This is a genomic window from Paracoccus sp. (in: a-proteobacteria), from assembly GCF_046462195.1.
Lineage (GTDB): Bacteria > Pseudomonadota > Alphaproteobacteria > Rhodobacterales > Rhodobacteraceae > Paracoccus.
Map to the genome: position 1 here is coordinate 1 of NZ_JBKGUN010000199.1, position 13,148 is coordinate 13,148.

13 protein-coding genes are annotated in these 13,148 nt (G+C 65.7%); 7 read left to right on the top strand and 6 right to left on the bottom strand.

Translation table 11 applies throughout. The features are described from left to right. The 7 genes from ACLHHB_RS12005 to ACLHHB_RS12035 all read left to right on the top strand — a co-directional run. Positions 1-187, top strand: a 187-nt coding sequence (locus tag ACLHHB_RS12005) for a bifunctional hydroxymethylpyrimidine kinase/phosphomethylpyrimidine kinase (protein ID WP_410218516.1), incomplete at its 5' end; no start/stop codon positions are given. Then, positions 187-1,149 (top strand): FAD-dependent oxidoreductase, encoded by a 963-nt coding sequence (locus ACLHHB_RS12010; RefSeq protein WP_410218517.1) that lies wholly within the window; start codon positions 187-189, stop codon positions 1,147-1,149. The genes ACLHHB_RS12005 and ACLHHB_RS12010, both read left to right, overlap by 1 nt. Beyond that, positions 1,139-1,336: a sulfur carrier protein ThiS gene (thiS, locus tag ACLHHB_RS12015; protein WP_410218518.1), complete on the top strand. Its 198-nt coding sequence runs from the start codon at positions 1,139-1,141 to the stop codon at positions 1,334-1,336. Before ACLHHB_RS12010 ends, thiS begins: the two co-directional genes overlap by 11 nt. Before the next feature lies 1 nt (position 1,337). Next, complete coding sequence (locus tag ACLHHB_RS12020; protein ID WP_410218519.1) at positions 1,338-2,099, top strand: thiazole synthase; 762 nt, start codon at positions 1,338-1,340, stop codon at positions 2,097-2,099. After that, complete coding sequence (locus ACLHHB_RS12025) at positions 2,096-2,692, top strand: thiamine phosphate synthase (protein WP_410218520.1); 597 nt, start codon at positions 2,096-2,098, stop codon at positions 2,690-2,692. The genes ACLHHB_RS12020 and ACLHHB_RS12025 overlap by 4 nt, the downstream gene beginning before the upstream one ends. Next, positions 2,689-3,678, top strand: a complete 990-nt coding sequence (locus ACLHHB_RS12030) for a ThiF family adenylyltransferase (protein ID WP_410218521.1) — start codon at positions 2,689-2,691, stop codon at positions 3,676-3,678. Before ACLHHB_RS12025 ends, ACLHHB_RS12030 begins: the two co-directional genes overlap by 4 nt. Then, a complete protein-coding gene (locus ACLHHB_RS12035; protein WP_410218522.1) occupies positions 3,662-4,372 on the top strand; it encodes a TenA family protein in 711 nt (236 codons plus the stop codon). Before ACLHHB_RS12030 ends, ACLHHB_RS12035 begins: the two co-directional genes overlap by 17 nt. 32 nt (positions 4,373-4,404) lie before the next feature. Here ACLHHB_RS12035 and ACLHHB_RS12040 read toward each other — a convergent pair whose 3' ends face one another. The 6 genes from ACLHHB_RS12040 to ACLHHB_RS12065 all read right to left on the bottom strand — a co-directional run bounded on the left by ACLHHB_RS12040 (position 4,405) and on the right by ACLHHB_RS12065 (position 12,916). Next, a complete protein-coding gene (locus ACLHHB_RS12040) occupies positions 4,405-5,181 on the bottom strand; it encodes a MetQ/NlpA family ABC transporter substrate-binding protein (protein WP_410218523.1) in 777 nt (258 codons plus the stop codon). Between the two features lie 31 nt (positions 5,182-5,212). Then, positions 5,213-5,887, bottom strand: a complete 675-nt coding sequence (locus tag ACLHHB_RS12045) for a methionine ABC transporter permease (protein ID WP_410218524.1) — start codon at positions 5,885-5,887, stop codon at positions 5,213-5,215. Then, positions 5,877-6,938 carry a methionine ABC transporter ATP-binding protein gene (locus tag ACLHHB_RS12050; RefSeq protein WP_410218525.1) on the bottom strand — a complete coding sequence of 354 codons (1,062 nt, stop codon included), beginning with the start codon at positions 6,936-6,938 and terminating at the stop codon, positions 5,877-5,879. The genes ACLHHB_RS12045 and ACLHHB_RS12050 overlap by 11 nt, the downstream gene beginning before the upstream one ends. Before the next feature lie 209 nt (positions 6,939-7,147). Continuing rightward, positions 7,148-8,977, bottom strand: coding sequence for a response regulator (locus tag ACLHHB_RS12055; RefSeq protein WP_410218526.1), 1,830 nt, complete (start codon positions 8,975-8,977; stop codon positions 7,148-7,150). Beyond that, on the bottom strand, positions 8,967-9,830 hold the full coding sequence (locus ACLHHB_RS12060) for a CheR family methyltransferase (RefSeq protein WP_410218527.1): 864 nt from the start codon (positions 9,828-9,830) through the stop codon (positions 8,967-8,969). The genes ACLHHB_RS12055 and ACLHHB_RS12060 overlap by 11 nt, the downstream gene beginning before the upstream one ends. Continuing rightward, on the bottom strand, positions 9,827-12,916 hold the full coding sequence (locus tag ACLHHB_RS12065) for a response regulator (protein ID WP_410218528.1): 3,090 nt from the start codon (positions 12,914-12,916) through the stop codon (positions 9,827-9,829). Before ACLHHB_RS12065 ends, ACLHHB_RS12060 begins: the two co-directional genes overlap by 4 nt. Positions 12,917-13,148: the final 232 nt, after the last annotated feature.

Sequence of the window (13,148 nt, forward strand, 5' to 3'; positions counted from 1 at the left end):
GAACACCCATGGCACCGGCTGCACTTTGTCGGCCGCCATTGCCGCCGGTCTGGCACAGGGCCTTTCCCTTGAACAGGCGGTGACCATGGCACATCGGTACCTGCAGCAAGCCATTGCCGCCGCCGATGACCTGGGGATCGGCCGCGGCCAAGGACCGGTTCATCATTTCCACGCGGTCTGGGCCTGATGGTCGATGTCACGATCCTGGGCGCGGGCATCGCAGGTCTCGCCGCCGCGCACGAGCTGACGCAACGGGGTCTGGCGGTGCGGCTGCTGGATCGCAGCGGCGTCCCCGGACCCCATTGCTGTTCATGGTGGGCGGGCGGCATGCTGGCCCCTCATTGCGAAGGGGTCACCGCGGATCCCGTCGTTGCGCGTCTCGGGGCCGAGGCGGCGGATTTCTGGTCGGCCATCACGCCTGTCACCCGGGCCGGCACGCTGGTCCTGGCGCTGGACCGGGACCGGGCCGAACTATTGCGCTTTGCCCGCCGCGCGTCCTGCCATGAACGGCGCGCTGTGGCCGAGCTGGAGCCCGACCTGCCCGGCCACCGCGACGGCCTGTTCATTCCCTCCGAGGCACATCTGGACCCGCGGCAGGCGCTGGCCGACCTGAGTGCCTCGCTGAGGGCGCGGGGGGTGGAGGCCGAGCAGGCCGAGGCCGCACCCGAGGATATCGAAGGCACGGTGATCGACGCGCGCGGCATGGCTGCATCCCTGCCCGGCCTGCGCGGCGTCCGGGGAGAGATGGCTGTCCTGCATGCACCCGACATCGCGCTGTCCCGCCCCGTCCGCCTGCTGCACCCGCGCCACCCCCTGTATGTTGTGCCGCGCGCAGGGGGCATCTTCATGCTGGGCGCGACGCAGCTGGAAAGCACGTCGCGCGCACCGGTCTCGGCCCGCGCGGCCTTGGAACTGCTCAGCGCCGCCTATGCGCTGGACCCCCGTTTTGCCGAAGCCGGCGTTGTCGAACTGGGTGCCGATCTGCGCCCTGCCTTTGCCGACAACATTCCCCGCGTACTGGTGCGCGGGCGTGTGCTGCACCTGAACGGGTTGTTCCGCCACGGATACCTGTTGGCCCCCGCGCTGGCCCGACAGGCCGCCGATTATCTTCTGACCCGCACCAAGGGAGAGCTTGTCCATGAGGATTGAGGTGAACGGAGAGCCGCGCGACGTCACCGCGGGCACCGTCACGGCCGCGCTGGCCGAACTGGGCTGGGCCGAGGCCCGCGTCGCCACCGCGTTGAACGGGACCTTCCTGCCCGCCGCCGCCCGCGAGGGCCAGCCCTTGCGCGAAGGGGACCGGCTGGAGGTTCTGGCCCCGATGCAAGGAGGTTGAGATGCGCGATTTTTATGGGATCCCGCTGCCCTCGGCCCTGATGCTGGGCACGGCGCAATACCCTTCTCCTGCGGTGCTGGAGGCCGCGTTCCGGGCCAGTGGCGCATCGGTGGCGACCGTGTCCCTGCGGCGCGAAGGCGGCCAGGGACAGACCTTCTGGGACATCATCCGCAACCTCGGCGTCCGCATCCTGCCCAACACCGCCGGCTGCCACAGCGCACGCGAGGCTGTCACGACCGCCCAGATGGCGCGCGAGGTCTTTGAAACGAACTGGATCAAGCTGGAGGTGATCGGCCATGCCGACACCCTGCAACCCGATCCTTTCGGCCTGCTGGAGGCAGCCGAGACCCTTGCGATGCAGGGTTTTGAGGTTCTTCCCTATACGACCGAGGATCAGGTTCTGGCGCAGCGCCTGCTGGATGTGGGCTGCCGGGTATTGATGCCCTGGGGCGCGCCCATCGGGTCCGGACTGGGGTTGAACAACCCTTACGGCCTGCGGATGCTGCGCGCGGCGTTTCCGGACGTGCCGATGGTGATTGACGCGGGCCTCGGCCTGCCCAGCCATGCCGCGCAGGCAATCGAGATGGGGTTCGATGCCGTCCTGCTGAACAGCGCCGTTGCGCAGGCGGGCGATCCTGTCGCCATGGCCCGCGCCTTTGCCTTGGCGGTCGAGGCGGGGCATCTGGCGCATCAGGCCGATCCGATGGGGCCGCGCGACATGGCCGTGCCCTCGACCCCCGTGCTTGGAAAGGCCTGGCTGTGACCCTGCCCCGATTTTACCCGATCTTTGACAGTGCGGACTGGCTGGAGCAGGCCCTGCCGCTGGGGGTCCGGCTGGTGCAGTTGCGCCTCAAGGGCCACCCCGACGACATGCTTCGCGCCCAGATTCGGCGCGGGCTGGAACTGACCCGCCGCCATGACGCGATCCTGGTGGTGAACGATCATTGGCGGATTGCCATCGACGAAGGCGCGGAATGGCTGCATCTGGGGCAGGAGGATCTGGACGGGGCCGATCTGCCCGCCATCCGGCGCGCGGGGCTGCGGCTCGGGATTTCGACCCATGACCACGCGGAACTGGACCGGGCGCTGGGACTGGAACCGGATTACGTGGCGCTGGGTCCGGTCTGGCCGACGATCCTGAAGCAGATGAAGTGGCATGAACAGGGCCTTGACCGCGTCACCGAATGGAAGCGGCTGATCGGCCCGATCCCCCTGGTGGCCATAGGCGGCCTCAGCGTTCAGCGTGCGCCGGCGGCCTTGGCGGCGGGTGCCGATATCGTTTCGGCCGTGACCGACATCACGCTGAATCCCGACCCGCAGGCGCGGATGCGCGACTGGCTGCAGGTGGCGGGATGAACCGCTATGCCCGCCAGATGGTGCTGCCCCCGATCGGTGCCGACGGTCAGGAACGCCTGGACCGCGCCCATGTCCTGATCGTGGGCGCGGGGGGTTTGGGGGTTCCGGCGCTGCAATACCTTGTCGGTGCGGGCATTGGCCGGATCACGCTGGTCGACGGCGACCGGGTCGAGGAAACGAACCTGCACCGCCAGCCGATCTATGGCATGCACCATATCAGCCGGTTCAAGGCACAGGCCGCAGCCGAGGTGATGGCCGCCATGAACCCCGGGGTCGTCGTGACCCCCCGCGTCGGCTGGCTGACACCGGAAACGGCGCCCGCGCTGGTGGAAGGGGCCGATATCGTGCTGGACTGCGCGGACAGCTTTGCCGTCAGCCTGACCTTGTCGGACACCTGCCTGACGGCGGCTGTACCGCTGATCGCGGGGTCCGCGCTGGCGCTTTCGGGCTATGTGGCGGGCTGCTGCGGTGGGGCCCCCAGCCTGCGGGCAATCTTTCCGGATCTGCCCGTCCGCGGCGCCACCTGCGCCACGGCAGGCGTGATGGGGCCGGTGGTCGGCATGATGGGCGCATTGCAGGCTCAGATGGCGCTGGCGGTGTTTCTGAAGATGAGCCCCTCGCCCTTGGGCCGATTGATCAGTGTCGATGCCGAGCGCTGGCGGATGGGGGGGTTCCGGTTCGACAGCGCCCCCGAGCCCGCGTCGGCCCTGCCCTTCATCGCGCAAACGCAGGTCCTGCCCGATGATCTGATCATCGACCTGCGGACCGAGGCATCGCGCCCTTTCCACCCCGATGCGCGCCATCTGCCGCCCGAACGGATCGGGGATCTGCATCCCCCATCCGGTGCGCGCGTCGTGCTGGCCTGCCGCACCGGCCTAAGGGCCCATAATGCGGGACAGCTCCTGCAATCACGTTGGCCCGGCAGCATCGCGCTGCTGGCCGTGACAGATCCCGAACCAGGAAAACCTCATGACAAGCTCCCCTGATTCCTTGCGCGTTCCGGACGTTACCCCGGACTATGGCAGGGCCTTTGCCTTGTGGCGCCAGGCGGCAGGCGCCCATTGGGCCGCCTATGTGCAGCATGACTTTGTCCGCCAGCTTGCAGGCGGCACCCTGCCCCGCGACAGCTTCCTGCATTACCTGCAGCAGGATTATGTCTTCCTGCTGCACTTCGCGCGCAGCTGGGCCCTGGTCTTTGCCAAATCCGACAGGATGACCGAGATGCAGGCAGCCTCGTCGATCGCGCACGGACTTCTGAACGACGAGATGCCGCTGCATGTCGAGATCTGCGGCCGCGAAGGCATCACCGAAGCGATGTTGCAGGCCACCGCGGAATCACCCGCCAACATGGCCTATACCCGCTTTGTCCAGGCGACAGGCTACGCGGGGGACATGCTGGACCTTCTGGCGGCCCTTGCACCTTGCGTCTTCGGCTATGGCGAGATCGGATTGATGCACGCCGACAGCGGCGGCCCTTATGGCAAGTGGACCGCCACCTATGGCGGCGAAGGCTATCAACGGGTCTGCCACGAGGTCGGCACCCTGATCGACGCAAGCCTGGAGGCGAGGCTCGGCCCGGATTGGCACCAGCTGCCGCGCGCGGCGGTGTTGGCGCGGCATTTCACGCAGGCCACGCAGCTGGAGGTCGGGTTCTGGCAGATGGGCCTTGACCGCAGCTGAAAAAGGGCCGCCCGTCGGGGCGGCCCTTGTACTCACCAGGAGGTCAGGACGGAGCCTTCGTATTTTTCGTCGATAAAGGCCTTCACCTCGTCGCTGTGATACGCATCGACCAGTGTCTGGACCCAAGGCTCGCCTTCGCGGCCTTCCTGCACCACCAGGATGTTGACGTAAGGGCTGTCGGCCTTTTCCATCGCGATCGCGTCTTCCAGCGGCGACAGGCCCGAGGCCAGCGCATAGTTCGTGTTGATGATCGCGATATCGGCGTCGGCCAGGGCACGGGGCAACTGGGCCGCGTCCAGTTCCAGGAACTGCAGGTTCTTGGGGTTGTCGTTCACGTCCAGCGGGCTGGGCACCAGGCCTGTCCCCTCGGTCAGGGTGATCACGCCAAGGTCCTGCAGAACCAGCAGCGCGCGACCGCCATTCGTCGGATCGTTCGGGATCGCCACCTGCGCGCCCTCGGGCAGGTCATCGAGCGACTCCAGCTTGTCCGAATAAACGCCCATGGGCGTCGTGATCGTGGTGCCGACCTCGACCAGTTTGAAGCCGCGGTCCTTCATCTGGTTTTCCAGATAAGGACGATGCTGGAAGCTGTTGGCGTCCAGGTCGCCGTCAGCCAGGGCCTGGTTCGGCACGACGTAATCGGAAAACTCGATCACCTCGATGTTGAGGCCCATGGGCGCGGCGACCTTGGCCACCTCTTCCATGATCTCGCCATGTTCACCGGGCGAAACACCCACGGTGATATCCTCGGCCATGCCGGCGGCAGCCGAGAGGGCCAGGGCGGAAACGAAGCTAGTCAAACGCAGCATCGGACGGTTCCTTTCTTGTTTGCAGAGAAGATCAGTGGCCGCGGTTGCGCGGTGCACGGCGGTCCACCCGGGCAGCGATCCATTCGCCAAGCGACTGGACCAGTTGCACCAGCACGATCAGGATGACGACAACGGCTGCCATCACCTCGGGCATGAAGCGCTGGTAACCATAGCGGATACCCAGATCGCCCAGACCCTGCCCGCCCACGGCGCCCACCATGGCGGAATAGCCGATCAGGCTGACCACGGCCAGCGTCAGGCCAAGCGCGACGGCGGGCATCGCTTCGGGGATCAGGACCTTGCGGATGATCTGGAGGGGCGTGGCGCCCATGGCGCGGGCGGCCTCGATCAGACCGGCGTCCACCTCCCGGATGGCGTTCTCGACCAGGCGCGCGATGAAGGGAACGGCCGCCAGCGTCAGCGGCACGATCGCGGCGTTCGTCCCGATCGAGGTTCCCACCACGGCGCGGGTAAAGGGGATGATGGCCACCACCAGGATGATGAACGGCACCGAGCGTGTCGCATTCACGATCAGCCCCAGAACGCGGTTCACGATCGGCGCCGACAGCAGTTCACCCCGTTGGGATATGGCCAGAAAGACGCCAAGCGGCAGCCCCCCCAACGTGCCCAGGATGGTCGAGATCGCGACCATGTAAAGGGTTTGCAGCGTGGCGTCCCACAGGATCGGGATCAGGTTAGCGGACATGGCCCAGCACCTCGGTCAAAAGCCCATGGCGTTCCAGAAAGGCACGCGCCTCGGGGGCACGCGCGGCATCCAGAGAGATCAGCAGGTTGCCGAAGGGATGCGGCCCTATCTCCTCGATGGCGCCGGCAAGGATATTAGCCTCGATCCCCAATTCGCTGGTCAGGCGGGCCAGCATCGGGTCCGTGGCATGGGTGCCGGCAAAAGTGACGCGGATGACTTCGTGGCTGGGGCCATCGGGCCGTTCGGACAGCAGCCGGCCCGCCACAAAGGCCGGCAGCGTCGCGCCGGTCACGCCCGACAGGAAGGAGCGCGTGGTGGCATGGGCAGGACGGGTGAACACGTCCAGCACCGGCCCCGATTCCACAATCCGACCCCCTTCGATCACCGCCATGTGGCTGGCGATGTCGCGCAGGACTGCCATCTCGTGCGTGATCAGCAGGATGGTCAGGCCCAGGTCGCGGTTGATCTGGCCCAGCAGTTCCAGCACGGTCTTGGTGGTTTCGGGATCAAGTGCGCTGGTCGCCTCGTCCGACAACAGGACCTTGGGACTGGTGGCAAGGGCGCGGGCGATGCCGACCCGCTGCTTTTGGCCGCCCGACAGTTCGGCCGGATAGCGGTCGCGCAGGGCCGTCAGCCCCACCTGCTCGATCAGTTGATCGACCCGCTTGCGGATCCGGTCGCCCGGCGTCCCGGCGATCTCCAGCGGCAAGGCGACGTTGCCCCAGACAGTGCGCGAGGACAACAGGTTGAAATGCTGAAAGATCATGCCGACGTCCCGGCGGATCGCCCGCAGTTGCGCCCCCTGCGCACGACCGACATCCCGGCCCACGACCTCGACGCGCCCTTCGGTTGGACGTTCCAACCCGTTGACCATGCGCAGCAGCGTCGATTTGCCCGCCCCCGAGCGCCCGATGATGCCCGTGATGCTGCCTTGCGGAACGGTCAGGAAGATGTCGGCCAATGCCATGACCCGTTCGCCGCCCTTCTTGGGGAAGGACTTGCCCACCCCGTCGAAGGTGATCGCCGCGCCACTGGGGGCCGTTTCGTTCATGACTGTCCTGCCTGGTTACGAAGACGAGGGCGACGGGATGCCTGAAACCCGCGCGATGTGCAAGCCTGCGACCTGTAAGGAGCCGTTCGACTGCCGGAACAACCGATCGGTGTTGTTCCTTCATCCGGAACAAGGCCCGGGGCAGGCCTTTGGCGCCGCGTCCACCGGTCCGAGCCCGGCATCTGCCGCGGGAAAAGCTTCTTTTCCGGCTATTGTGCGGCCTCGATCAGTTCGCGCGCCAGAAGATCGGTGAGAGTGTTGCGCAGGGCGTCCGGGCGAAACGGCTTTTCGATCAAAGGCGCGTGGTCGAAACCCGGCGGCAGATGCTCCCGCCCATAGCCCGACACAAAGCAGAAGGGGTTGCCCTGTTGGGTCAGCACGAGGGCCACCTCGTCCACCGGCTGACCCTTCAGGTTGCCGTCCAGCAGGGCCAGATCGAAACCCTGTCCCTGCACGGCTGTCATGGCCTCGTCGATGGTGCGGGCAATGGCCACCACCTCGGCCCCGGCATCCTCCAGTTCGAAGCGAAGGTCCAAGGCGACCAGCGGCTCGTCCTCGATCAGCAGGATCCGACAGCCGTCCAAGGTGCTGGGCGGGGCTGCGCGCCGTATCAGGCTGGTTTCGGTGACCGCATTCCGGGATCTCAGGGGCGTCACGCCTTCGGTCAGGCGGATGGTCCAGATGACGCCCTTGGGGTGCCATTCCGCGGTGGCGGCTCCATCTTCGCCACCGCCCGCGGCGGTGATCAGGGTGGTGCCGAACCCGTCCCGAGAGGGCGGCGAAACGGCAGGTCCTCCACTTTCCCGCCACACCAGCTCCAGCACATTGCCCGACAGCGTCCAGTCCAGGTGAACCAGACCCTGCGGCGACGACAGTGCGCCGTACTTGGCGGCATTGGTTCCCAGCTCATGCAGCGTCAGGGCCAGGCGCAGCATGGTGTCGGGGGCCAGCTCCACCGGGTCGCCATTGCGGCGCAGCCTTTCCCCGTCCAGCGTACCCGAACTGATCTGGTCGTCGATCAGCTGATCCAGTGGCGCGCTGGCCCAGGTCACGTCCGACAGGATCGAATGGGCACGCGCCAGGGCCTGAAGGCGGCCCGCGAAACTGGCCTCGAAGCTTTCCAGGCCGTCGGACTGGCGCAGGCTCTGGCGGGCAATGGCTTGGACGTTGGCCAGCGTGTTCTTGATCCGGTGGTTCAGCTCTCCGATCAGCAAGGATCTGACCTCCTCGGACTGTTTGCGTTCCGTGATGTCCAGGATCTGCAGCGACAAGGATTGGCGCCCGTCGGCACCCGCCAGAACCGAGCCATAAACCTCGCAGCTGATCGGTCCCACATCGGCATGATCCAGCACCATCTCGGCCGAAAAACGGGGAGCCTCGTCATTGCCGGCCTCCAGCCAGCCTTGCAGAATGCCGGCACCCGCCGGGTCCAGCCAGCCCGATGCTTCGCCTGCCAGCCCCAGCAGGTCACCCGCCGCCCGACCGAACATCCGTTCGGCCCCCTTGGACCAGCTGCGGATGCACAGGTCGCGATCAAGCGCCACGAAGGCCAAGGGCGAATTATCCGCATGCGCCTTCAGCTGGGCCATCACGCGGTCGCGATGGCGCGCGATTTCCTGCATCTCGTCGCGCTGCCGCACCAGCTCCTTGGCCTGACGACCGATGCGAAAGAACACTTCGGCCTTGGATTTCAGGATCATCGGGTCGATGGGCTTGAAGATGTAATCGACGGCCCCTGCCTCATAGCCACGAAACCGCCGCGCTTCGTCCATCTCGGCTGCGGTGACGAAAATGATCGGCACACCCCGCGTCCGTTCCGTCGACCGCATCAGTTCAGCCAGTTCGTATCCATCGGTGCCCGGCATCTGCACGTCCAGAAAGGCCAGCGCATAGTCGTGCATCAGCATCAGTTCCAGCGCGGCCGTGGCCGAACGCGCGGTATCGACCACCAGCCCGTCCCGGCGCACCAGCGCTTCCAGCGCCATGATGTTTTCGGCGATGTCGTCCACGATCAGGAAGCGGATGGGCTTATCGGGCATGCATGGTCTCCTGGCAGGCGGTGCGGCGCCAGATCCGGTCGGGTTCGTCAAAGGCCGCGAATGATGCGGCATGGCTGGAAAAACGCAGGGTTTCGTGCGAGCCGAGGCCCAGGAAGCCGCCCCGCGTCAGGGCCTCGGAAAACAGCCCCAAGGTCCGGTCCTGCAAGGCCGCGTCGAAATAGATCAGCACGTTGCGGCAGCTGATCAGGTGCACCTCGGAAAAGACCTGATCCGTCGCCAGGCTGTGTTCGGTGAAAACCGTGCGCGCGCGCAGCGCCGGGTCAAAGGCGGCACGCCCATAAGCGGCCAGATAATAATCCGACAACGACCCGCGCCCGCCCGCCCGCTGGTAGTTCTGCGAAAAGACCGGCAGGCGGTCGATGTCGTAAACCCCCGCCTCGGCGCGCGCCAAAGCGCGGCGGTTGATCTCGGTCGCATAGAACAGCGTCCGGTCGAACAGCCCTTCTTCTTGAAAAAGGATGGCCATCGAATAGAGTTCCTCGCCGTCGGCACATCCGGCGACCCAGACCTTCAGAGACGGGAATGTCTGGAGATGCGGCAGCACCTCGCGCCGCAGCGCCAAGTAATAATCCGGGTCGCGGAACATCTCGCTGACCTGCACTGTCATGGCGTCGATGATGTCGGGCAGCACGGAAGGGTCGTGCAGCAACCGACCCTGCACCTCGGACAGCGTGGCGCACCCCAGCCGTTGCCGCGCCAGTTCCGCGCGCCGCGCCAGCGACCCCCGGGAATAGGAACGAAAATCATAATGATAGCGCCTGTTCAACGCTTCGAGGAACAGGTCCAGCTCGATTGCGTCGTCGGGCGCCGCGGGAACGGGATCAAGGCTCATCGCGGCATCCAGACGCGGGTCAGGGACAACAGCTTGTCGACGTCCAGCGGCTTGGACAGGTAATCGTTCGCACCGGCTGCCAGGCACTGGTTCTGGTCCTCGGCCATCGCCTTGGCCGTCAGCATGATGATGGGCAGGCTTTTCCAGCGGTCGATCTTGCGGATTTCCCGCGTGGCGGTCAGCCCGTCCATTTCCGGCATCATCACGTCCATCAGGACCAGATCGATCCGCGGCGCCGCTCCATCGTTGATGCGGCCCAAGGCTTCCAGCGCCTCGCGCCCGTTGCGGGCAATCTGGACAGTGGCCCCATGCGGTTCGAAGACGCCGGTCAGGGCGTAAACGTTGCGGATGTCATCCTCGACCACCAAGATGCGGCGGCCTTCCAGCTGGGCATCGCGGTTCAGCGACGCTGCCAGCATCTCGCGCTGCTTGGCGGGAAGGTCGGACACGACCTGGTGCAGGAACAGTGTGACCTCGTTGATGAGGCGTTCCGGCGACTTGGCGCCCTTTATGATGATCGAGCGGGAATAGCGGCGCAAACGCTGTTCCTCGGGTTCGCTGAGGGTGCGGGCGGTGTAGACGATAACCGGTGGAAAGGATGCCGTGCCATCGCCGTCCAGTTCCTCCAGCAGGTCAAAGCCCGAAGCATCAGGCAGCGTCATGTCCAACACGATGCAATCGACCGTGCGCGACCGACAGATCTGCAGCGCCTCGGCAGCGGTGCCTGCCCCCACGGTCTCAACCTCGTCGCTGGCCAGAAGGGCCTTCAACCCTTCCATCTGCGCGGGATCGTCCTCGACGATCAGCACGCAGCGCAGCCGCTGTTCCAGCCGGCGCTCCAGGCTGCGGATCGCCTGTTCCAGCTGGTCGCGCTGCACGGGTTTCAGCATATAGCTGATGGCTCCCTGCTCGAGCGCTTCCTTGGTATAATCATCGGCCGAAACCATGTGGACGGGAATGTGCCGCGTCGTGGTGTCACGCTTCAGCCGGTCCAGCGCGGACAGGCCCGAATGATCGGGCAGTCCGACATCCATGACAATGGCCTGCGGCAGAAAGTGCCGTGCCGCGCGCACGGCGTCATCGGCACGGCCGACACAGATGCAGCGGAAGCCCAGATCCCGTGCCAGACCGCAGAGGATGCGGGCAAAGGCGGGATCGTCCTCGACCACCAGCATCACCCGGTCGCCCGCCGCGATGACCGCGCGGTCGTCTTCCAGCCCCGGCAGGGCGTCCAGCAGGACGGGTTCGACCTCGTGGAGAGGAGTCGCTGCCGTTGGCACGGGCAACGGCAGGGGGACCCCCCGTGCGGCGCCAGCCAGTTGCCTGATCGCGGGGGCTTCAGGCAGGATCAGGGTAAAGACGCTGCCACGGCCCTTTTCGCTGCTCAACGTGATGCGGCCTCCCAGAAGATCCGCCAGTTCGCGCGAAATGGACAAACCCAGTCCCGTGCCACCGAAACGGCGCGAGATGGTGCCGTCGGCCTGCCGGAATGCCTCGAACACGGCCTCCTGCTGGGCGGCGTCGATACCGATGCCCGTATCCTCGACCGAAAAGGCGATGCCCTGCGGGACCGGTGCGATGCGCAGCGAGACACGCCCGCGTTCTGTGAACTTGAGTGCGTTCGAGATGAAGTTGCGCAGCACCTGCTCCAGCCGCTGGCCGTCCGTCACCAGCTCGCCCAGGCCGGGCGCGATTTCGGCCGTCAGCTGCAGGTTCTTGGACTTTGCCTGCATCTCGAAGGCCCGCATCAGCTTGGTTGCCGTTGCCTGCAGGTCGATGCGGTCCTGCGCCAGCTCCAGCTTGCCGGATTCGATCTTGGACAGGTCCAGGATGTCGTTGATCAGGGCCAGCAGGTCCTTGCCGGAGCTTTCGATCGTCTCCGCCCAGCGAACCTGTTCGTCCGACAGGTTGCGCCCTCGGTTTTCCGACAAAAGCCGCGACATGATCAGCAGCGCGTTCAGCGGCGTGCGCAGTTCGTGCGACATGTTCGCCACGAACTCGGACTTGTAGCGGCTTTCGCGTACCAGTTCCGCGGACTGGTCCTCCAGCATGCGGCGCGACCGGGCCAGCGCATCGCGCTGTTCCTCCAACTCCTGCGTCTGGTTTTCCAGCTGGGCGTTCTGGCTCTCCAATTCGGCCTGCTGGATTTCCAGGCGCCGCTGGCTGTCCTGCAGTGCGCGGGTCTGCTCCTCCAGCTCTTCGTTCGAGGCGGCGAGCTCTTCGGTGTGGCTGCGCAGTTCCTCGGCCTGACGCCGGGTTTCCTCCAGCAGTTCCTGCAACTGCTCCCGGTACTGCGCAGATCGCAAGGCGGTTCCCAGCTTGTCCGAAATGCGGTCGAACAGTTCCAAGATTCGCCCCGAAGGCTCTGATTCCAAACCGAATTCAATAAGCCCGTTCACGATATGACCATCGCTCAGCGGGACCATCAGCGCATGGGGCGCCCGTCCCCGTGCAAGGCCCGAGGTCCAGCCCAGCGCCTGATCCGGGGACAACGGCATCGACAGGATGCGCCGCTCGGACGAGGCGCGCCCGAGATGCCCTTCGTTATCCAGCACCCGCTCGGTCAGAGAGGCGTTGTCCACGCCCCAGCTGGCCAGCCGCACATGGCCATTGCCGTTGCGGGCATAAACCACTGCCGCCCGGGCGCCGATGCGATCGGCCAGAACCTGCAGGATCTGGCGTGCCAAGCGTTCGCTGGACACTTCGCCCTGCAAGGCGCGGGATATCTCGATCTGGCCTTCATTGATCCATTCGGTCCGCGTCAGCGCCTCCCGCCCTTGGATCATCTCGCGACCGGCAAAGCCCAGGATCATGCAGACGACCCCAGCCATCGTCCGGTTGGCGGCGGCGATCAGCGGGTCGATTCCCGTCTGGTCCAGTGAAAAGCCCAGCGCCATCATCAGGCAGGCCAGCACCGCCACGACAATCGGCAACAGCGGCATCGAACTGCCGAACGCCAGAATCAGCGGCAGGATGTAGAACAGCCAGACAGCCCTTCCCAAAGGAAGCATCATGTCGAGGATGAAGACGCCGCACAGGGTGGCACCGATCACGATAAGGATCGTCAGGTCCTTGGTCTTGCTCACGAGATCTCCTGCAGCGCCGTCACACAAATGACGTTTTTCGACGACACGCGTCGAACGCCATGACCAAGGGTCTGGTTCAAGTCGGCACGATTAATTTATATCAATCTGTCGCCCGTTCGCAATCTGCGACCGCCATCAAACAGCCAGCAGAGGTTTAACGCATGGGCTCATGGCTGTCGATCACGAAGCCGGCAGGTGACGCGAGGTTCGACAAAAGAACAGGTCAACCCCC